General features: G+C 34.1%; 30 protein-coding genes. All 30 read left to right on the forward strand.

Going from position 1 to position 21031, the window contains the following annotated elements; all coding sequences use genetic code 11:
* Positions 1 to 30: 30 nt before the first annotated feature.
* A complete protein-coding gene (rpoC, locus tag JJC02_00650; GenBank protein UDN54782.1) occupies positions 31 to 3516 on the forward strand; it encodes a DNA-directed RNA polymerase subunit beta' in 3486 nt (1161 codons plus the stop codon).
* 288 nt (positions 3517 to 3804) lie between these two features.
* The gene (gene rpsL, locus JJC02_00655; protein ID UDN56355.1) at positions 3805 to 4227 is read left to right on the forward strand and encodes a 30S ribosomal protein S12; all 423 of its coding nucleotides are present in this window, start codon (positions 3805 to 3807) and stop codon (positions 4225 to 4227) included.
* 123 nt (positions 4228 to 4350) lie between these two features.
* Positions 4351 to 4821 carry a 30S ribosomal protein S7 gene (gene rpsG / locus JJC02_00660; protein UDN54783.1) on the forward strand — a complete coding sequence of 157 codons (471 nt, stop codon included), beginning with the start codon at positions 4351 to 4353 and terminating at the stop codon, positions 4819 to 4821.
* Between the two features lie 48 nt (positions 4822 to 4869).
* Positions 4870 to 6936, forward strand: a complete 2067-nt coding sequence (fusA, locus tag JJC02_00665) for an elongation factor G (GenBank protein ID UDN54784.1) — start codon at positions 4870 to 4872, stop codon at positions 6934 to 6936.
* 90 nt (positions 6937 to 7026) lie between these two features.
* Positions 7027 to 8220 (forward strand): elongation factor Tu, encoded by a 1194-nt coding sequence (gene tuf, locus JJC02_00670; GenBank protein UDN54785.1) that lies wholly within the window; start codon positions 7027 to 7029, stop codon positions 8218 to 8220.
* 370 nt (positions 8221 to 8590) lie between these two features.
* Positions 8591 to 8902: a 30S ribosomal protein S10 gene (gene rpsJ / locus JJC02_00675; protein UDN54786.1), complete on the forward strand. Its 312-nt coding sequence runs from the start codon at positions 8591 to 8593 to the stop codon at positions 8900 to 8902.
* A gap of 91 nt (positions 8903 to 8993) precedes the next feature.
* The gene (rplC, locus tag JJC02_00680) at positions 8994 to 9623 is read left to right on the forward strand and encodes a 50S ribosomal protein L3 (GenBank protein UDN54787.1); all 630 of its coding nucleotides are present in this window, start codon (positions 8994 to 8996) and stop codon (positions 9621 to 9623) included.
* A gap of 29 nt (positions 9624 to 9652) precedes the next feature.
* Positions 9653 to 10276: a 50S ribosomal protein L4 gene (gene rplD / locus JJC02_00685; protein ID UDN54788.1), complete on the forward strand. Its 624-nt coding sequence runs from the start codon at positions 9653 to 9655 to the stop codon at positions 10274 to 10276.
* Positions 10276 to 10566, forward strand: coding sequence for a 50S ribosomal protein L23 (gene rplW, locus JJC02_00690; protein ID UDN54789.1), 291 nt, complete (start codon positions 10276 to 10278; stop codon positions 10564 to 10566). Before rplD ends, rplW begins: the two co-directional genes overlap by 1 nt.
* Positions 10567 to 10595: 29 nt before the next feature.
* Complete coding sequence (rplB, locus tag JJC02_00695; protein UDN54790.1) at positions 10596 to 11426, forward strand: 50S ribosomal protein L2; 831 nt, start codon at positions 10596 to 10598, stop codon at positions 11424 to 11426.
* A gap of 34 nt (positions 11427 to 11460) precedes the next feature.
* The gene (gene rpsS, locus JJC02_00700; protein UDN54791.1) at positions 11461 to 11742 is read left to right on the forward strand and encodes a 30S ribosomal protein S19; all 282 of its coding nucleotides are present in this window, start codon (positions 11461 to 11463) and stop codon (positions 11740 to 11742) included.
* A gap of 31 nt (positions 11743 to 11773) precedes the next feature.
* Positions 11774 to 12109: a 50S ribosomal protein L22 gene (gene rplV, locus JJC02_00705; protein ID UDN54792.1), complete on the forward strand. Its 336-nt coding sequence runs from the start codon at positions 11774 to 11776 to the stop codon at positions 12107 to 12109.
* Between the two features lie 22 nt (positions 12110 to 12131).
* On the forward strand, positions 12132 to 12932 hold the full coding sequence (gene rpsC, locus JJC02_00710) for a 30S ribosomal protein S3 (protein ID UDN54793.1): 801 nt from the start codon (positions 12132 to 12134) through the stop codon (positions 12930 to 12932).
* Positions 12933 to 12967: 35 nt separating this feature from the next.
* Entirely contained in the window at positions 12968 to 13399 is a 432-nt protein-coding gene (gene rplP / locus JJC02_00715; GenBank protein ID UDN54794.1) for a 50S ribosomal protein L16, read from the forward strand.
* A gap of 1 nt (position 13400) precedes the next feature.
* A complete protein-coding gene (gene rpmC / locus JJC02_00720; protein UDN54795.1) occupies positions 13401 to 13604 on the forward strand; it encodes a 50S ribosomal protein L29 in 204 nt (67 codons plus the stop codon).
* A gap of 23 nt (positions 13605 to 13627) precedes the next feature.
* Complete coding sequence (gene rpsQ / locus JJC02_00725) at positions 13628 to 13882, forward strand: 30S ribosomal protein S17 (protein ID UDN54796.1); 255 nt, start codon at positions 13628 to 13630, stop codon at positions 13880 to 13882.
* A gap of 25 nt (positions 13883 to 13907) precedes the next feature.
* Entirely contained in the window at positions 13908 to 14276 is a 369-nt protein-coding gene (gene rplN / locus JJC02_00730) for a 50S ribosomal protein L14 (protein ID UDN54797.1), read from the forward strand.
* 23 nt (positions 14277 to 14299) lie between these two features.
* Complete coding sequence (gene rplX, locus JJC02_00735) at positions 14300 to 14605, forward strand: 50S ribosomal protein L24 (protein ID UDN56356.1); 306 nt, start codon at positions 14300 to 14302, stop codon at positions 14603 to 14605.
* Positions 14606 to 14634: 29 nt separating this feature from the next.
* On the forward strand, positions 14635 to 15177 hold the full coding sequence (gene rplE, locus JJC02_00740; protein UDN54798.1) for a 50S ribosomal protein L5: 543 nt from the start codon (positions 14635 to 14637) through the stop codon (positions 15175 to 15177).
* Between the two features lie 17 nt (positions 15178 to 15194).
* The gene (locus JJC02_00745) at positions 15195 to 15380 is read left to right on the forward strand and encodes a type Z 30S ribosomal protein S14 (protein ID UDN54799.1); all 186 of its coding nucleotides are present in this window, start codon (positions 15195 to 15197) and stop codon (positions 15378 to 15380) included.
* A gap of 32 nt (positions 15381 to 15412) precedes the next feature.
* Positions 15413 to 15811, forward strand: coding sequence for a 30S ribosomal protein S8 (rpsH, locus tag JJC02_00750; protein UDN54800.1), 399 nt, complete (start codon positions 15413 to 15415; stop codon positions 15809 to 15811).
* A 30-nt stretch (positions 15812 to 15841) separates the two neighbouring features.
* On the forward strand, positions 15842 to 16384 hold the full coding sequence (gene rplF / locus JJC02_00755) for a 50S ribosomal protein L6 (protein UDN54801.1): 543 nt from the start codon (positions 15842 to 15844) through the stop codon (positions 16382 to 16384).
* A 35-nt stretch (positions 16385 to 16419) separates the two neighbouring features.
* The gene (rplR, locus tag JJC02_00760) at positions 16420 to 16788 is read left to right on the forward strand and encodes a 50S ribosomal protein L18 (GenBank protein ID UDN54802.1); all 369 of its coding nucleotides are present in this window, start codon (positions 16420 to 16422) and stop codon (positions 16786 to 16788) included.
* A 20-nt stretch (positions 16789 to 16808) separates the two neighbouring features.
* Positions 16809 to 17318, forward strand: a complete 510-nt coding sequence (gene rpsE, locus JJC02_00765) for a 30S ribosomal protein S5 (GenBank protein ID UDN54803.1) — start codon at positions 16809 to 16811, stop codon at positions 17316 to 17318.
* A 14-nt stretch (positions 17319 to 17332) separates the two neighbouring features.
* Positions 17333 to 17518, forward strand: coding sequence for a 50S ribosomal protein L30 (gene rpmD / locus JJC02_00770; GenBank protein ID UDN54804.1), 186 nt, complete (start codon positions 17333 to 17335; stop codon positions 17516 to 17518).
* 32 nt (positions 17519 to 17550) lie between these two features.
* Positions 17551 to 17994: a 50S ribosomal protein L15 gene (gene rplO, locus JJC02_00775; GenBank protein ID UDN54805.1), complete on the forward strand. Its 444-nt coding sequence runs from the start codon at positions 17551 to 17553 to the stop codon at positions 17992 to 17994.
* 43 nt (positions 17995 to 18037) lie between these two features.
* Positions 18038 to 19306, forward strand: a complete 1269-nt coding sequence (gene secY / locus JJC02_00780) for a preprotein translocase subunit SecY (GenBank protein ID UDN54806.1) — start codon at positions 18038 to 18040, stop codon at positions 19304 to 19306.
* Between the two features lie 16 nt (positions 19307 to 19322).
* Positions 19323 to 19973, forward strand: coding sequence for an adenylate kinase (locus JJC02_00785; protein ID UDN54807.1), 651 nt, complete (start codon positions 19323 to 19325; stop codon positions 19971 to 19973).
* Positions 19974 to 20720 carry a type I methionyl aminopeptidase gene (gene map / locus JJC02_00790; protein ID UDN54808.1) on the forward strand — a complete coding sequence of 249 codons (747 nt, stop codon included), beginning with the start codon at positions 19974 to 19976 and terminating at the stop codon, positions 20718 to 20720. It begins immediately after the preceding gene.
* Between the two features lie 21 nt (positions 20721 to 20741).
* The gene (locus tag JJC02_00795; protein ID UDN54809.1) at positions 20742 to 21011 is read left to right on the forward strand and encodes a KOW domain-containing protein; all 270 of its coding nucleotides are present in this window, start codon (positions 20742 to 20744) and stop codon (positions 21009 to 21011) included.
* Positions 21012 to 21031: the final 20 nt, after the last annotated feature.

Raw genomic sequence — 21031 nt, forward strand, 5'->3', positions numbered from 1 at the left:
GTAAATCTCAAATAGAAGGGAGAGAACTCCTTGTTTGAATTAAACAATTTCGAGTCGATAAAAATAGCATTGGCTTCTCCAGAAAAAATAAGACAATGGTCTAGAGGAGAAGTTAAAAAGCCAGAAACTATAAATTACCGTACTTTAAAACCAGAAAAAGATGGTCTTTTCTGTGAAAGAATATTTGGACCACAAAAAGACTGGGAGTGTCACTGTGGTAAATATAGAAGAGTTAGATATAAAGGTGTAGTTTGTGATAGATGTGGAGTAGAAGTAACTAAATCAAAAGTAAGAAGAGAAAGAATGGGACATATAGAGCTAGCTGCTCCTATGTCTCACATCTGGTACTTCAAAGGTATACCAAGTAGAATGGGACTTTTACTTGATATGTCACCAAGATCATTAGAAAAAATATTATACTTTGCCTCATATGTAGTAGTTGATCCAGGAGAAACTGGATTGAATGAAAAACAACTACTTACAGAAAAAGAATACAGAACTGCTCTTGAAAAGTATGGATATACTTTTACTGTAGGAATGGGTGCTGAAGCTGTAAAGACATTACTACAAAATATAGACTTAGAACAACAAAGTAAAGACTTAAGAGCAGAGTTAAAAGATAGTACAGGACAAAAGAAAGTTAGAACAATAAGAAGATTAGAAGTTGTGGAAGCATTTAAAAAGTCTGGCAACAAACCAGAATGGATGATTTTAGACGCTATACCAGTAATACCACCAGACTTAAGACCAATGGTACAACTTGATGGTGGAAGATTTGCGACTTCAGACCTAAATGATTTATATAGAAGAGTTATAAATAGAAATAATAGACTTAAAAGATTATTAGAGCTTGGAGCTCCAGATATAATTGTAAGAAATGAAAAAAGAATGCTTCAAGAAGCCGTTGATGCATTAATAGATAATGGTAGAAGAGGTAGACCTGTAACAGGACCTGGAAATAGACCACTTAAATCTTTATCAGATATGCTAAAAGGTAAACAAGGTCGTTTCCGTCAAAACTTACTTGGTAAGCGTGTTGACTACTCAGGACGTTCTGTTATAGTTGTTGGACCAGAACTTAAATTCTATCAGTGTGGTCTTCCAAAGAAAATGGCATTGGAGCTATTCAAGCCATTTGTTATGGATAAGTTAGTTAAAGAAGGATATGCACATAATATAAAAAGTGCGAAATCTATAGTAGAAAAAGTTAAACCAGAAGTTTGGGATGTTTTAGAAGATGTTATAAAAAGTCATCCAGTTCTTCTTAACCGTGCGCCAACTCTGCATAGATTAGGTATACAAGCATTTGAACCAATCTTAGTTGAAGGCAAAGCTATAAAACTACATCCTCTTGTATGTACAGCTTACAACGCAGACTTTGATGGTGACCAAATGGCAGTTCATGTACCTTTATCAGTAGAAGCACAAGCAGAAGCAAGATTCTTAATGCTTTCTGTAAATAATATACTTGCTCCTAAAGATGGTTCACCTATAACTACTCCATCTCAGGATATGGTTTTAGGTTGTTATTATCTAACAATAGAAGCACAAGATGGGGCTAAAGGAACAGGTATGGTATTTAAAGACTTTAATGAATTATTACTTGCTTATTACAATAAGTCAGTTCATCTACATGCATTAGTAAAATTGAAGGTAACACTTGAAGATGGAAGAAGTTCATTAGTTGAAAGTACTGTTGGTAGATTTATATTTAATGAAAATATACCTCAAGACTTAGGTTTTGTAGATAGAAAAGAAAATCCATTTGCACTTGAAGTTGATTTCTTAGCAGATAAGAAGTCTCTTGGTAAAATAATAGATAAATGCTTTAGAAAACATGGTAATACAGAGACAGCTGAATTACTAGATTATATAAAATCTTTAGGATTTAAATACTCTACATTAGGTGGTATAACAGTTGCTGTTGATGATATGAGTGTTCCAGAAGAAAAGAAAATATTTATAGCTGATGCAGAAGCAAAAGTTGATAAATATGAAAGAGCATACAGAAGAGGTCTAATATCTGATGAAGAGAGATATGAAAAAGTTATAGAGACATGGACAGAAACAACTGATAAAGTTACTGATGCTCTTATGGGTGGACTAGATAGATTAAACAATATATATATAATGGCACATTCAGGAGCCAGAGGTTCTAAAAACCAAATTAGACAGCTAGCAGGTATGCGTGGTCTTATGGCCAATGCATCTGGTAAAACAGTTGAGATACCAGTTAAATCTAATTTCCGTGAAGGTTTATCAGTACTGGAGTACTTTACATCTTCACATGGTGCTAGAAAAGGTCTTGCCGATACAGCTATACGTACAGCTGAATCTGGATACTTAACAAGAAGACTTGTTGATGTAAGTCAAGATGTTATTGTAAGAGAAATAGACTGTGGTACAGAAGATACTACAGAAATTTATGCTATAAAAGAAGGAAATGAAGTTATAGAAGAGATATACGATAGAATTGTAGGAAGATATACTATAGACCCTATATTAAATCCTGAAACTGGTGAAGTTATAGTTGGAGCTGATGCTATGATACAAGAAGATGAAGCAGAAACTATAGTAAATTTAGGAATTGAAAAAATTAGAATAAGAACAGTTCTTAACTGTAAAACTAATCATGGAGTTTGTTCTAAGTGCTATGGTAGAAACTTAGCTACAGGAAAAGAAGTTAATATAGGTGAAGCAGTTGGTATAATAGCAGCTCAATCTATCGGTGAACCGGGTACTCAGCTTACAATGCGTACATTCCATACTGGAGGAGTTGCAGGAGCTGATATAACTCAAGGTCTTCCAAGGGTTGAAGAATTATTTGAAGCAAGAAAACCAAAAGGATTAGCTGTAATAACTGAAGTGTCTGGTAGAGTTGAAATAGATGAAACTGGAAAGCGAAAAGAAGTAAATGTAATACCAGAAGAAGGCGAGACTCAAACATATGTAATACCATATGGTTCCAGATTAAAAGTTAAGCAAGGTCAAATGTTAGATGCTGGAGACCCTCTAACACAAGGGTTTATAAATCCTCACGACATAGTAAGAGTAAATGGTGTTAAGGGAGTTCAAGAATATATAGTTAAAGAAGTTCAGAGAGTGTATAGACTTCAAGGGGTTGACGTTAACGATAAACATATAGAGGTTATAGTAAGACAGATGCTATCTAAAGTTAAAGTTGAAGACCCAGGAGATACAGATTTATTACCAGGTGGATATGAAGATGTATTAACATTCAATGAATGTAATAAAGACGCTATAGCTAAAGGTTTAAGACCAGCAGTTGCTAAAAGAGTTTTACTTGGTATAACTAAAGCATCTCTTGCAACTGATTCATTCTTATCAGCAGCTTCTTTCCAAGAAACAACAAGAGTATTAACAGAGGCAGCCATAAAAGGTAAAGAAGATCACTTAATAGGGCTTAAAGAAAATGTTATATTAGGTAAGTTAATACCAGCAGGAACAGGAATGAAGAAATATAGAAATATAGCTGTTGAAAAAATTGAAGATTAATAGTATATAGAGTAAAGAAATCTTGACAACCATTATTTGTGGTGTTAAAATAGTAAAGTGTGTTGTTTAAAAGTACACTAAGGGCTTGAACAAGTTCTTAGTGACTTTTAGATGGCAATAAATGAGAACTAAAAAGCATCAAGCTAGAAAAGTGCTAATATCACATATTTATGTGTTATAGACATTAAATTGTAAGTAACGAATGTTACAATCAGTCAGTATGAATATTCATATTGATGTAGTTGGCGGTCACTGATAAGATCGAAAATTTGGAAGGAGGTGCAGATGATGCCAACAATTAACCAATTAGTTCGTAAAAGTAGAAAAGCGCTAGAGAAGAAATCTACTGCTCCAGCATTACAAAAAGGTTACAACTCTTTAAATAAGAAAGTAACTGACGCTAGTGCCCCACAAAAAAGAGGGGTTTGTACTTCAGTAAAAACAGTTACTCCTAAGAAGCCTAACTCAGCTTTAAGAAAAGTTGCCAGAGTTAGATTAACTAATGGTATAGAAGTTTCTGCTTATATACCAGGAGAAGGACATAACTTACAAGAGCATAGTGTTGTTCTTATAAGAGGAGGAAGAGTAAAAGACCTTCCAGGGGTTAGATACCATATACTAAGAGGTACTCTAGATACAGCAGGTGTTGACAAGAGAAGACAATCAAGATCTAAATACGGTGCGAAGAGACCTAAAGAAGCTAAAAAGTAAAAACAATTAATGATTGATTATAGTTCGGTGCTTTAAATATATATATATTTACGGCATCACGGCATTAAGTGAATTATGTCGAGTACCTATGATTTAAGTTAAATAATTAAGGAGGGAAGCGAAATGCCAAGAAAAGGTAATGTTCCAAAAAGAGAAGTTTTACCAGATCCTATGTATGGGAGTAAGGTAGTTACTAAATTAATAAATAATCTGATGGTAGACGGGAAAAAAGGAAAGTCTCAAAGAATAGTTTATGATGCTTTCGCAATTGTTGCTGAAAAGACAGGAGAAGAAGCTTTAGAAGTATTTAATAAAGCAATGGATAATATAATGCCTGTTTTAGAAGTAAAAGCAAGAAGAGTTGGTGGAGCAAACTACCAAGTGCCAATCGAAGTTAGACCTGAAAGAAGACAAACATTAGGCTTAAGATGGCTAGTGAAATATACTAGAGCTCGTGGAGAAAAAGGAATGGTTGAAAAGCTAGCTAAAGAAATAATGGATGCAGCTAACAACACTGGAGCTTCAGTTAAGAAAAAAGAAGATACTCATAAAATGGCAGAAGCTAATAAGGCATTTGCTCATTACAGATGGTAGGATATATAGATATCTTATAAATTTAAGGATATCATAAGGAGGATAACCATGGCTAGAAAGTTTCCTTTGGAAAAAACTAGGAATATAGGAATCATGGCTCATATAGATGCAGGAAAGACTACTACTACAGAAAGAATCCTGTTTTATACTGGGCAAACTCATAAAATAGGAGAAACTCATGAAGGAGCTTCTCAAATGGACTGGATGGAGCAAGAGAAGGAAAGAGGTATAACAATAACTTCTGCCGCTACTACTGCTTCATGGAAAGACCATAGAATAAACATAATAGATACTCCTGGACACGTGGACTTCACAGTTGAGGTTGAAAGATCTCTAAGAGTTCTTGACGGTTCAGTTGCTGTATTCTGTGCAAAGGGTGGGGTTGAGCCTCAATCAGAAAATGTATGGAGACAAGCTGAAACTTATGGAGTACCTAGAATAGCTTTTGTAAACAAAATGGATATATTAGGTGCAGATTTCTACAATGTTGTAAGTATGATGAAATCTAGATTAAATTCTAATGCAGTTCCTATGCAATTACCAATAGGTAAGGAAGATTCATTCATAGGTATAATAGACTTATTAAAAATGGATGCTGTTATATACAAAGACGACCTAGGTGTTGAAATGGAAGAAACAGACATACCAGAAGATATGAAAGAATTAGCTGCTGAGTGGAGAGAAAAATTAGTTGAGTCAGTAGCTGAAACTGATGAAGAATTAATGATGAAATACCTTGAAGGTGAAGAACTTACTATAGATGAATTAAAAGTTGCTATAAGAAAAGCTACTATAGCTTGTGAAATGAACCCAGTTTTCTGTGGTACAGCTTATAGAAACAAAGGTGTTCAGTTAGTAATAGATGCAGTTTTAGATTACTTACCAGCACCAACTGATATACCAGCTATAAAAGGTATATTAGCAGATGGAGAAGAAGCTGAAAGACATTCTTCTGATGAAGAACCATTCTCTGCATTAGCATTCAAAATAATGACTGACCCATTCGTTGGAAAACTAGCGTTCTTCAGAGTTTACTCTGGAACATTAGAATCTGGTTCTTATGTTTTAAATGCAACTAAGAATAAGAGAGAAAGAATTGGTCGTATATTACAAATGCATGCCAATACAAGAGAAGAAATAACTAAGGTTTATGCTGGAGATATAGCAGCAGCAGTAGGATTAAAAGATACTACTACTGGAGACACATTATGTGACCCTGCTAATCCAATAATACTTGAATCTATGGAATTCCCTGAGCCAGTTATATCTGTTGCTATAGAGCCAAGCTCTAAAGCAGCTCAAGAGAAAATGGGTATAGCTCTTCAAAAACTAGCTGAAGAAGACCCAACTTTCACAGTTAAGACTGACCAAGAAACAGGACAAACTATAATATCTGGTATGGGTGAGTTACACTTAGAGATAATAGTAGATAGATTATTAAGAGAATTTAAAGTAGAAGCTAAAGTTGGTGCACCACAAGTTGCATATAGAGAGACTATAACTCAACCAGTTGATGTTGAATACAAGTACTCTAAGCAATCAGGTGGTAGAGGACAATACGGTCACGTTAAGATTAGAGTTGCTCCTCAAGAGCCAGGTGAAGGATACAAGTTCACAAACAAAACTGTTGGTGGATCTGTACCAAAAGAATATGTTGGTCCAGTTGACATGGGTATACAAGGAGCTATGCAATCTGGTATAGTTGCTGGATATCCAGTTGTAGACGTTGCTGTTGAGTTATATGATGGTTCTTACCATGAGGTTGACTCTTCTGAGATGGCGTTCAAAATGGCTGGTTCAATGGCATTCAAAGATGCTATGAAGAAAGGTAATGCAGTTCTTTTAGAGCCTTACTTCAAAGTAGAAGTTGTTACTCCAGAAGATTACATGGGAGATGTTATGGGTGACTTGAACTCAAGAAGAGGTTTAATCCAGGGAATGGAAGCTAGAAGTGGTGCACAAGTTATAAATGCATTCGTTCCACTTTCAGAAATGTTTGGATACTCAACAGATTTAAGATCTTCAACACAAGGTCGTGCAACTTATACAATGATATTCGATCACTATGAGCAAGTTCCAGCTTCAGTTGCTAAGAAAATAGCTGAAGGAAAATAATTTAAAAATAATTAATAATATAAATATAAAAAATAATCAGCAAGATGAGATATATCTCATCTTGCACAAGATAAAGGGAGGAAATTCAAAATGGCTAAAGCTAAATACGAAAGAACAAAACCTCATGTTAATATAGGGACAATAGGACACGTAGACCACGGTAAAACTACATTAACAGCAGCAATAACAAAAACATTATATGACAGATACCAATTAGGAGAAGCAGTAGATTTCGCAAACATAGATAAAGCTCCAGAAGAAAGAGAAAGAGGAATCACAATATCAACAGCACACGTTGAGTATGAAACACCAAATAGACACTACGCACACGTTGACTGCCCAGGACATGCTGACTACGTTAAGAACATGATAACAGGAGCAGCACAAATGGATGGAGCAATATTAGTTTGTTCAGCAACAGATGGACCAATGCCACAAACAAGAGAGCATATACTATTATCAAGACAAGTTGGAGTACCATATATAGTAGTATTCTTAAACAAATGTGATATGGTAGATGACGAAGAGTTATTAGAGTTAGTAGAGATGGAAGTAAGAGATTTATTAACAGAGTATGATTTCCCAGGAGATGACACTCCAATAGTAAGAGGGTCAGCATTAATGGCATTAGAAGATCCAAAGAGCGAGTGGGGAGATAAGATAGTAGAATTATTCGAGCAAATAGATGAGTATATCCCAGCACCAGAGAGAGATACAGACAAGCCATTCTTAATGCCAGTAGAGGACGTATTCTCAATCACAGGAAGAGGAACAGTTGCAACAGGAAGAGTGGAAAGAGGAGTACTAAAAGTACAAGACGAAGTAGAATTAGTAGGATTAACAGAAGCGCCAAGAAAAGTAGTAGTAACAGGAGTAGAGATGTTCAGAAAATTATTAGACCAAGCACAAGCAGGTGATAATATAGGAGCATTATTAAGAGGAGTACAAAGAAACGAAATAGAAAGAGGACAAGTACTAGCAAAGACTGGATCAGTAAAGGCACACACAAAGTTTACAGCAGAAGTATATGTACTTAAAAAAGAAGAGGGTGGAAGACATACACCATTCTTTGATGGATATAGACCACAATTCTATTTTAGAACAACAGACGTAACAGGAGCTTGTAAGTTACCAGAAGGAATAGAGATGGTAATGCCAGGAGATAACGTAACAATGGAAGTAGACTTAATAAACTCAATAGTTGTAGAAGAGGGATTAAGATTCTCAATAAGAGAAGGTGGAAGAACAGTAGCTTCAGGAGTTGTTGCTACAATAATAGAGTAATCCTTTTCTAAACTAAGGGATTTAATATAGAAAAAGAGGGGGTAACACCTCTCTTTTTTGTTTTCTGTTGACAAGTAGCACTAAAGCATATATACTAAACTAGTGCCTTGAGATAGATTAACAATCAAGTTTGAGGTTATGCTGTTGTAATAGAAAATAAACTTGAAAAAAATATAAAAAAAACTTGAAAAAATGTAACATATGATATAAAATATAATAGTGTGCTTGAGAGATTAAGAAAATAAGAATTAAATCCTAGTGAAATACGAACTGATATCGATTTGAAAGTTACAACACACCCGGAGCAGTGTATCGGTATTAGTTGTACGCAACTTGAAAATTAAACACGTGATAAAGGAGGGAAAACAAAATGGCTAAGAATGAAAAAATAAGAATAAGATTAAAATCATATGATCACAAATTATTAGATTTTTCAGCAGGGAAAATAGTTGAAACTGCTAAAAAGGCTGGTTCACAAGTTTCAGGACCTGTGCCTCTACCAACAGAAAAACAAGTTGTAACTATATTAAGAGCTGTACATAAGTACAAAGACTCTAGAGAACAATTTGAAATAAGAACTCATAAAAGACTAATCGACATAGCTAATCCAACACCTAAGACAGTTGACTCATTAATGAGATTAGACTTACCAGCAGGTGTAGATATAGAAATAAAATTATAAGAACCCCTAAGATATTATCCTATAGGTAACTATCTTAGAATGATTACTCTAAAAGATGTAATCCGCTGTAAGAATTATAGGAGGTGCTAATATGAAAGGAATATTAGGCAAAAAAGTTGGTATGACTCAAATATTCACTGATAAAGGTGTAGTTATACCTGTAACAGCTGTTGAAGCAGGACCTATGGTCGTTACTCAAATAAAAACAGTTGATAAAGATGGATACAACGCTATACAAATAGGTTTTGAAGATGCTAAAGAAAAAGCTTTAAACAAACCTAAAAAAGGACATTTAGCTGCTGCTAATGTTTTAAAGAAACATTTAAAAGAATTTAGAGTAGATTCTGTAGAAGGATACACAGTAGGACAAGAAATAAAAGCTGATGTATTTGAAGCAGGTGCAAAAATAGATGTTACTGGAATAAGTAAAGGTAAGGGATTCCAAGGTCCAATAAAAAGACATGGACAAAGTAGAGGTCCTGAAACTCACGGTTCTAGATACCACAGAAGACCAGGTTCGATGGGAGCTTGTTCTTACCCTGGTAGAGTATTTAAAAACAAAAAATTAGCTGGACACATGGGAAGCGTAAAGGTAACAGTTCAAAACTTAGAGGTTGTTAAAGTAGATGCTGATAAGAACCTTATATTAGTTAAAGGAGCTATACCAGGAGCTAAAGGTTCAGTAGTAACTATAAAAGAAGCTATAAAGGTTTCTAAATAATGACTAACCTAGAGAAAGGAGGAATAACAATGCCAAAATTAAATGTACTAAATGTTAGTGGACAAAACGTTGGAGAAATAGAATTATCAGATTCTATATTTGGCGTAGAAGTTAATGGACATGTTTTATATGAAGTTGTAAAAAATCAATTAGCAAATAAGAGACAAGGAACTCAATCTGCTAAAACTAGAGCAGAAGTTAGAGGTGGCGGAAGAAAACCTTGGAAACAAAAAGGAACAGGTAGAGCAAGACAAGGTTCTACAAGATCTGTACAATGGGTAGGTGGAGGAGTTGCTTTTGCACCTAAACCAAGAAGCTACAAATATACATTACCTAAGAAGGTAAGAAGATTAGCTATGAAGAGTGCTTTATCTTCAAAAGTTCAAAATAGTGAAGTTATAGTATTAGATGCATTAAACATGGATGCTCCTAAAACTAAAGAATTCGCTCAAATATTAAACAATATAAATGCTGCTAAAAAAGCTTTAGTAGTTATAGCTGACAAAAACGATAACGTAATAAAATCAGCTAGAAATATAGAAGGTGTTCAAACTGCATTAGTTAATACTATGAATGTATATGACATATTAAAGTATGATTCATTTATAATAACTACAGATGCTGTTAAAAAAGTGGAGGAGGTGTACGCATAATGACTAATCCACATGATGTAATAATAAGACCAGTTGTAACTGAGCACAGTATGGCTGAAATGGGTGAAAAAAAATACACTTTTGTTGTGGCTAAAGATGCGAACAAAACTGAAATAAAAAAAGCAGTAGAAAAAGTATTTGGAGTTAGTGTTGATAAAGTAAATACTTTAAACTACGATGGAAAAGTTAAAAGAATGGGTAGAACTCAAGGAAGAACAGCAAGCTTTAAGAAAGCAGTAGTTAAATTAACTGCTGATAGTAAAGAAATAGAATTCTTCCAAGGAATGTAGTATTATAACAAACGAAGGAGGGAAAACAGATGGCTATAAAAAAGTTTAGACCAACTTCTCCTGCCTTAAGACAAATGACAGTTTTAGTTTCTGATGAAATAACATGTAATCAACCAGAAAAATCTCTTTTAGTTAACTTAAAGAAAAATGCTGGTAGAAACGTACATGGTAGAATAACTGTTCGTCATAGAGGTGGAGGACAAAAAAGAAAATATAGAATAATAGATTTTAAAAGAGATAAAGATGGTATACCTGCTAAGGTTGCTACTATAGAATATGATCCAAATAGAACTGCAAATATCGCATTATTAAACTATGCTGATGGTGAAAAAAGATATATATTAGCTCCAGTTGGAATTAATGTTGGAGATACTATATTATCAGGATTAGGTGCTGATATAAAACCAGGAAACTGTTTAGCATTAAAAGATATGCCAGTTGGTACTATCATCCATAATATAGAATTAAAGCCAGGAAAAGGAGCTCAATTAGTTAGATCTGCTGGAGTTTCTGCACAATTAATGGCTAAAGAAGGAAAAAATGCTTTATTAAGATTACCATCAGGTGAGATGAGACTAGTAAGTATAAACTGTAAAGCTACTATAGGACAAGTTGGAAATATAGAGCATGGTAACGTAGTTATCGGTAAAGCAGGAAGAAAAAGACATATGGGAATAAGACCTACTGTAAGAGGTTCTGTAATGAACCCTAATGACCATCCACACGGTGGAGGGGAAGGTAGATCTCCAATAGGTAGACCATCTCCTGTTACTCCATGGGGTAAACCAGCTCTTGGATACAAAACTAGAAAGAAAAATAAAGCTTCAAATAAACTAATAGTATCAAGAAGAACTAAGTAGTAAATTTATTTTTGCTCGGAAAGGAGGAATATAAATGTCAAGATCAACTAAAAAAGGGCCTTTTGTCCATGCAAGACTTTTAAAGAAGATAGAAGCTATGAATGCTAGTGGAAATAAAGAAGTTATAAAAACTTGGTCAAGATCTTCAACTGTATTTCCACAAATGGTAGAAAACACTATAGCTGTTCATGATGGAAGAAAACATGTTCCAGTATATATAACAGAAGATATGGTTGGACACAAATTAGGTGAGTTCGTTCCTACTAGAACTTTCAAAGGACATAAGGATGACGAAAAATCTAATAAGAGAAAATAATTAAATTATGACTAAGAAAGGAGGAATAACAATGGAAGCAAAAGCTACTGCTAAATACGTACGTGTATCACCAAGAAAAGCAGGCCAAATATGTGACCTTGTTAGAGGAAAGAATGTTGATGAAGCATTAGCAATATTAAAGTTTACTCCAAGAGGAGCGGCTTCAATAATAGCTAAGGTTGTAAAATCAGCTAAAGCTAACGCAGAAAACAATCACGAAATGGATACTGAAAAATTATATATAGCATCAATAGTTGCTAATCAAGGACCAACAATGAAGAGATTCATGCCTAGAGCTATGGGTCGTGCAACTACAATAAGAAAAAGAACTTCTCATATAGAGGTTGTTGTTAAAGAGAAAAAATAATTAATAGATAGGAGGGAAAGTAATGGGTCAAAAGGTTAATCCACACGGCTTAAGGGTCGGTGTTATAAAAGATTGGGACTCAAGATGGTTTGCTACTGATAAAAAAGAGTTCGGAAACTTATTATTAGAAGACCATAATATACGTAAATTCTTAAAGAAAAGATTATACTCAGCCGGAGTTGCTAAGATAGAAATAGAAAGATCAGCTAACAAAATAAAAATGGACTTACACGTTGCTAAGCCGGGTGTAGTTATAGGAAGAGCTGGTGCAGGAATCGAAGCATTAAAAGCTGAATTAGAAAAAATGACAAAGAAAACTATAATAGTTAATATAGTAGAAGTAAGAAGTACAGATAAAAATGCTCAATTAGTAGCTGAAAATATAGCTTTAGCTATAGAGAGAAGGGTTGCTTTCAGAAGAGCAATGAAACAAGCTATACAAAGAGCGCTGAAATCTGGTGCTAAAGGGATAAAAGTTTCTGCTTCAGGAAGATTAGGTGGAGCTGAAATGGCTAGAACTGAAGGTTATAGTGAAGGAAATGTGCCACTACAAACTTTAAGAGCAGATATAGATTATGGTTTCGCTGAAGCTGATACAACTTATGGAAAAATCGGTATAAAAGTTTGGATATGTAATGGTGAAGTTTTACCAACTAGAGACGGTGTAAATCCAAGAGAAGAAAGCAGAAAGAACGATAGAAGAGACAACAAGAGAGATAATAGAAGAAACGATAGAAGAGGAAATGATAACAGAGGAAACTACAGAGGACAAAGACCTCAAGGTGGATCAAGACCTCAAAGAACTGAAAACAAAGGAAATTAATAATAGTTAGGTTCAAGGAAGGAGGAAAAATACTCATGTTAATGCCAAAAAGAGTAAAGCGTCGTAGAGTTCATAGAGGAAGCATGTCTGGGCAAGCTCATAAGGGTAACAAAGTTACTTATGGTGAGTTTGGATTAGTAGCATTAGAAGCTTCTTGGATAACTTCTAATCAAATAGAAGCTGCCAGAATCGCGATGACTAGATATATAAAAAGAGGGGGAAAGGTTTGGATAAAAATATTCCCTCATAAACCAGTAACAAGAAAACCAGCAGAGACTCGTATGGGTGCAGGGAAAGGTTCTCCAGAATATTGGGTAGCTGTAGTTAAGCCAGGAAGAGTTATGTTTGAATTAGCAGGTGTTTCTGAAGATAAAGCAAGAGAAGCTATGAGACTTGCTGCACATAAATTACCAATCAAATGTAAATTTGTTAAAAAAGAAGATTTAGAAGTAAAGGGTGGTGAATAGGATGAAAGCTAAAGAATTAAGAGATTTAACAAGTGAAGAGCTAATGAACAAATTAAACGACTTCAAAAGTGAATTATTTAGCTTAAGATTCCAATTAGCTACTGGTCAATTAGAAAATACAGCTAGAATAAAGTTTGTTAAGAAGGATATAGCAAAAGTTAAAACTGTTCTTGCTGAAAGAAAGTTATACGAAACTAGAGCTTAATTTGGAAAGGAGGCTTTTTAAACATGGAAAGAGGAAGAAGAAAAGTTAGAATAGGCCGTGTTGTTAGTGATAAGATGGATAAAACAATAGTAGTAGCTGTTGAAGAATTCGTACGTCATCCACTATATAATAAACGTGTTAAGAGAACTAAGAAATTCAAGGCTCATGATGAAAAGAATATATGTAACATCGGAGATAGAGTTAAAATAATGGAAACTAGACCATTATCTAAAGATAAGAGATTCAGACTAGTTGAAGTTGTTGAGAAAGTTAAGTAGTTTTTGAAGAAGGAGGGATTACGATATGATACAACAAGAATCACGTCTAAGAGTTGCTGATAACTCAGGAGCTAAAGAACTTTTATGTATACGTGTTCTAGGCGGAAGTAAAAGAAGATATGGTAACATAGGCGACGTTATAGTTGCTACTGTTAAAAGTGCAACACCTGGTGGAGTTGTAAAAAAAGGTAAGGTTGTTAAAGCTGTTATAGTAAGAAGCAAACAAGGCGTAAGACGTAATGACGGAAGCTATATATCTTTTGATGAAAATGCTGCTGTTATAATAAAGGACGATAAAACTCCAGTAGGAACTCGTATATTCGGGCCTGTTGCTAGAGAGTTAAGAGACAATGAATTCATGAAAATAGTTTCTCTTGCTCCAGAAGTACTATAATTAAGGAGGTGCAATAGGACATGATGCGTGTTAAAAAAGGTGACACTGTTGTAGTTATAGCAGGTAAAGATAAAGGTAAAAAAGGTTCAGTTTTAAAGGTATATCCTAAAACTAGCAAAGTGTTAGTTGAAGGTGTAAATGTAATAACTAAACATCAAAAACCAAGTGCTATGAACCAACAAGGTGGAATAATAAATAAAGAAGCCCCAATACACATATCTAATGTAATGCCATTTGATCCTGAAACAGGAAAAGGCGTTAGAGTAAGATATGAAGTAAAAGATGGGAACAAAGTAAGAGTATCAGCAAAGAGCGGAAAAGAATTATAATAAATATTGCTTGAAAGGAGGGACCTTAAATGGCTTCTAGATTACAAGAAAAATACATGAAAGAAGTTGCTCCTGCTTTAATGGAGAAATTTGGATACAAAAACGTAATGGAGATACCTAAGTTAAATAAAATAGTTATTAACATGGGTATAGGTGACGCTAGAGAAAATCCAAAAGGATTAGAAAAAGGCGTTGAAGAATTAGAAATAATATCAGGACAAAAGCCTGTTATAACTAAAGCTAGAAAATCTGTTGCTAACTTCAAATTAAGAGAAGGAATGCCAATAGGAACAAAAGTTACATTAAGAGCTGACAAAATGTTCTACTTTATGGACAAATTAGTTTCAGTTTCTTTACCAAGAGTTAGAGACTTTAGAGGAGTTAACCCTAATGCTTTTGATGGTAGAGGAAACTATGCTTTAGGAGTTAAAGAACAATTAATATTCCCTGAAATAGAATATGATAAAATAGATAAAGTAAGAGGAATGGATATAATATTTGTTACTACAGCAAAAACTGACGAAGAAGCTCGTGAATTATTAAAATTATTAGGAATGCCATTTTCTAAGTAAGCAAAGGAGGGATTCCCGTGGCTAGAAAAGCGATGGTTGTTAAACAACAAAGAAAGCAAAAGTACGCTACTAGAGAATACACTAGATGTACTATATGCGGAAGACCGCATTCAGTTTTGAAAAAATTTGGTATATGCCGTATATGCTTTAGAGAATTAGCTTATAAAGGTCAAATACCTGGTGTTAGAAAAGCAAGCTGGTAGAAGCTTGATTAGAATGGAAGGAGGGCAACAAAATGACAATGACAGATCCAATTGCAGATATGCTTACTCGTATAAGAAATGCTAATGTTGTTAAGCATGAAACTGTAGATGTTCCAGCTTCTAATATGAAGAAAGAATTAGCTAGAATCTTATTAGAAGAAGGTTTCATAAGAGGTTATGATGTTATAGAAGATGGAAAACAAGGTATCATAAGAATACAATTAAAGTACGGACAAGAAGGCGAGAGAGTTATAACAGGTCTTAAGAAAATATCTAAGCCTGGAATGAGAGTTTACGCTGCTAACCATGAGATACCAAAAGTATTAAACGGATTAGGAATATCAGTTATATCTACTTCAAAAGGAATATTAACTGACAAGCAAGCTAGAAAAGAAAATGTTGGTGGAGAAGTAATCTGCTACGTTTGGTAATCAATATGAACAATGTAAGGAGGTGCGACCATGTCAAGAATAGGTGTTAAGCCAATAATAATACCAGCAGGTGTTGAAGTTACTATAGCTGAAGGAAATTTAGTTACAGTAAAAGGTCCAAAAGGAACTTTAACTAAACAATTAAGTGCTGAGTTAAACATAAAAAAAGAAGAAAATACAATAATGGTTGAAAGACCAACTGATAATAAAAAACATAGATCTTTACACGGACTAACTAGAACTTTATTAGATAATATGGTTGTAGGTGTAAATACTGGTTTCGAAAAGAAATTAGAACTAAAAGGTGTTGGATATAGAGCTCAAAAACAAGGAAAGAAATTAGTTATGAACTTAGGTTTCTCTCATCCAGTTGAGATGGAAGATCCAGAAGGAATAACTGTTGAAGCTCCAAACCAAACAGAGTTAATAGTAAAAGGTATAGACAAGCAATTAGTAGGTAACTATGCTGCTAAGATAAGAGCTTGGAGAAAGCCAGAGCCATACAAAGGTAAAGGTATAAAATACGTTGATGAAGTAATCAGACGTAAAGAAGGAAAAACTGGTAAAAAATAATACCAAAACTTAAACGCTAGAAAGGAGTGAGCTAGGTGTTAAAAAAGGCTGATAAAAATGCTAATAGACTTCAAAGACATAAGAGAGTTCGTAGAAAAATAAGCGGTACTTCTCAAAGACCAAGATTATGTGTATTTAGAAGTGCTAACAATATATATGCTCAAATAATAGATGACACAAAAAGAGTAACTCTAGTTGCTGCATCTTCTTTAGAAGCAGAAGTTAAGAGTGCTGTCAATCATACAGGAAACAAGGAAGCAGCTAAGAAAGTTGGAGAATTAGTTGCTAAAAAAGCTGTTGAAAAAGGAATCACTGAAGTTGTGTTTGACAGAGGTGGATACTTATATCATGGAAGAATTCAAGAATTAGCTGAAGGTGCTAGAGAAGCTGGTCTTAAGTTCTAATACGAAGGAGGGAAAAATACATGCTACGTCGTAAGCCGATAGATGCAGGACAACTTGACTTACAAGAAAAAGTTGTTGAAGTAAGACGTGTTACTAAGGTTGTAAAAGGTGGTAGAAACTTTAGATTTGCAGCATTAGTAGTTGTTGGAGATGAAAACGGACACGTTGGTATAGGTGCTGGGAAAGCAATGGAAGTACCAGACGCTATAAAAAAAGCAGTTGAAGATGCTAAGAAAAATCTAATAGTAGTGCCAATAGTTGGGACTACAATTCCTCACGAAGTACGCGGACACTTTGGTGCTGGAAATATATTAATAATGCCTGCTGTAGAAGGTACAGGAGTAATAGCTGGAGGACCTGCTAGAGCCGTACTTGAGCTAGCTGGACTAAAAGACGTTAGAGCTAAATCTTTAGGGTCTAACAATCCAAGAAATATGGTAAATGCTACAATAGAAGGACTTAATTCTCTAAAAACAGTTGAAGATATAGCTAAACTTAGAGGTAAAAAAGTTGAAGAACTTCTAGGGTAAGGAGGTAGTGTAAAATGGCTAAATTACAAATAAAGTTAGTTAGAAGTGTTATAGGAACTACTCCTAACCAAAAAAAGAATGTTGAAGCGTTAGGATTAAGAAAAAGAGAACAAGTTGTTGTAAAAGAAGACAATGCTCAAACAAGAGGTATGATAAATAAAGTAAGTCACTTATTAGAAGTAACTGAAATAGCTGAATAATTTTTATAAAGTAGTGCAAGGAGGTGCAATCCATGAAGTTACATGAGTTAAAACCTGCTGAAGGTGCAGTAAGAGCTAAGAGAAGATTAGGTAGAGGTACTGCAACTGGACAAGGTAAAACTGCAGGACGTGGACAAAAAGGTCAATGGTCTCGTTCTGGTGGTGGAGTAAGAGTAGGATTTGAAGGTGGACAAATGCCACTAGCTAGAAGACTTCCTAAGAGAGGTTTCAATAACATATTTAAGAAAGTTTACACAGAAGTTAATGTTGAAGTTTTAAATAGATTTGAAAATGGAACAGAAGTAACTGCAGAATTATTAAAATCTACTAAAACTATAAGCAAAATAGGTAAAGACGGAGTTAAAATCTTAGGTGAAGGTAATTTAGAGAAAGCTTTAACTGTTAAAGCTGCTAAATTTACAGCTTCAGCTCAAGAAAAAATAGAAAAAGCTGGTGGAAAAGCAGAGTTAGTATAATAACCTGCTAATCTCCTAGCCAGTACAGGCGGGGTGAATTAGCGTGCTGTCAAAATTAAAACAAGCTTGGAAGATTAAAGCAGTAAGAAAAAAAGTAATGTATACACTTATGATGATCGTGATATTCAGAATAGGTACTACTATACCAGTTCCAGGCATAGACACTAGTATTATACAAAAGATGGTAGGCGGCAATAGTCTACTTTCTCTGTATAATATGTTTACTGGTGGAGCATTTAGTAATTTTTCACTATTTGCTTTAGGTATAAGTCCATATATCACTGCATCAATCATAATACAACTTCTAACAGTAGGTTTTGAAAGTTTAGCAGAACTTCAAAAATCTGGTGAAGAAGGAAAGAAAAAAATCAATAAGTACACTAAATATACAGCACTAGCTCTAGCAGTTGTACAAGCTTTGGGAATTACATTAGGAATTGTAAGAAGTGCTTTAATATCAAATAGTGTGTTTTTTATCACAACTGTTGTAATAACATTAGTTTCAGCAAGTATGTTAGTAATGTGGATTGGGGACAAAATTACTGAAAAAGGAATCGGTAATGGTAGTTCAGTAATAATATTTGCAGGTATAATATCAAGAATACCTACAGACGTTATTAAAATCGCGCAACAAGTTAAATCTGGTGAAGTTGCACCTTGGGTTATAGTAGTTCTAGCTGTAGTTATATTACTTACAGTAACAGGAGTTACATTTATACAAGAAGCGACTAGAAAGATACCTGTACAATATGCTAAAAGAGTTGTTGGAAGAAAAATGTATGGAGGACAAAGTTCTCATATACCAATGAAAGTTAACCAGTCAGGAGTTATGCCTATAATTTTTGCAAGTTCACTTTTAGCTTTTCCTCAAACAATAGCTATGTTTATGGGGCCAAATGCTCAGGCTTTTGTTCAAAAGTACTTAAGTATGGCAACAGAACAAGGATTTTGGACATATAGATCAATTGAGATTCTACTTATAATTTTCTTCTCATATTTTTATACAACTGTATCATTTAATACAGAAGACATATCTAAAAATATGAAAAATAATGGTGGATTTATACCAGGTATAAGACCAGGTGAACCTACTATGAATTATTTAAATAGAATTTTAACTAGATTAACTTTAGCTGGAGCTACTTTCTTAGCAATAATTGCTATGGTGCCAGCTCTTACAACACATTATATGAAAGTAAATATGAGTCTAGCTGGGACTTCATTGCTAATCGTTGTTGGAGTTGCTTTGGAGCTTAAGAGACAGTTAGAGTCAAACTTAGTTATGAGAAGCTATCAAGGTTTCTTAAAATAAAATGGAGATGGATAATATGAGAATAATATTACTTGGACCTCCAGGTGCTGGTAAAGGTACTCAGGCGGCAGGAATAGTAGAAAAATACAATATACCTCATATATCAACAGGAGATATATTCAGAAAGAATATAAAAGAGGGAACAGAACTTGGAAAAAAAGCTAAAGAATACATGGACCAAGGTTTATTAGTACCAGATGAGTTAACTGTAGGTTTAGTTACTGATAGAATATCTCAAGAAGATTGTAAAAATGGATTTATGTTAGATGGATTTCCAAGAAATGTAGCACAAGGAGAACATTTAGACATATTCTTAAAAAATGCTGGTATATCACTAGATAAAGTTGTCAATATTGAAGTTGATAAGAGCATACTAGTGTCTAGGGCAGTTGGTAGAAGAATATGTAAGTCTTGTGGAGCTACCTACCATGTTGAGTTTAATCCTCCTAAAGTAGAAGGTATATGTGATGTATGCCAAGGAGAATTATATCAAAGAGCTGATGATAATGAAGAAACTGTATCTAAGAGAATACAAGTTTATCTAGATGAAACTAAACCTTTAGTAGATTATTATAGCAAACAAGGTATAATAGCAGATATAAAAGGTGACCAATCAATAGATAAAGTGTTTGAAGATATTGTCGCAGCTTTAGGAAGTGGAAAATAAATGATTATCTTGAAATCAAAAAAAGAAATAGAACTTTTAAGAGAAGCAGGCAAAATAGTTGCTGACACTCATGAAGTTTTAAGAAAAGCTATTTCTCCGGGAATATCTACCTTAGAATTAGATAAAATAGCTGAAGAGAATATAAGAAAATACAATGCAGAACCTTCTTTTAAAGGATATGGAGGTTTTCCGGGAAGTATATGTGCTTCTATCAATAGAGAAGTAGTACATGGTATTCCAGGAGAAACTATATTAAAAGAAGGAGATATTGTAAGTTTGGATATAGGAGCCTATTATAAAGGATATCATGGTGATTCTGCGAAAACTCACGGGGTAGGCATGATATCTGAAGAAGATAGGAAATTGATAGAAGTAACTAGAGAAAGCTTCTATGAAGGAATAAAATTTGCTAAATTAGGATATAGAATTTCAGATATCTCACACGCAGTACAAACACACGTTGAGAAACATGGTTTCTCAGTAGTTAGAGATTTAGTGGGTCATGGAGTTGGAGCAAATCTTCATGAGGATCCACAAGTACCTAATTATGGACTCCCAGGAAAAGGACCAAGACTTAGAGAAGGAATGGTTATTGCTATAGAGCCAATGGTTAATGCAGGTCGTTATCATGTAAAGACTCTATCAGATGGGTGGACGACTGTTACAATAGATGGAAAAAAATCAGCTCATTATGAGCATACGATAGCAATTACTGAACATGAACCTTTGATATTGACAAAGTTGTAATTTAAAAAGTAGGTGAAAAAAGTGCTATCAGATAATTTAAGTATAGGTCAAGTTGTTAAAGTTTCATTAGGACGAGATAAAGGAAATTTATTCTTTGTAGTCAAAATAATTAATAATGAATATGTATTAATAGCTGATGGAAAAAAAAGGAAACTTGACAAACCTAAGTTAAAGAAAGTGAAGCACTTAAAAAAATATAATTTTATTAATGATGAAGTTAGAAAAAGAGTAGTATCTGGACAAGAGATTACAGATTCTTTTTTAAGAGCTGAACTTACTAAGTTAAATTAGATAATTTAACTTATTGAAAT

This window comes from Clostridioides sp. ES-S-0054-01, assembly GCA_021561035.1.
Lineage (GTDB): Bacteria > Bacillota > Clostridia > Peptostreptococcales > Peptostreptococcaceae > Clostridioides.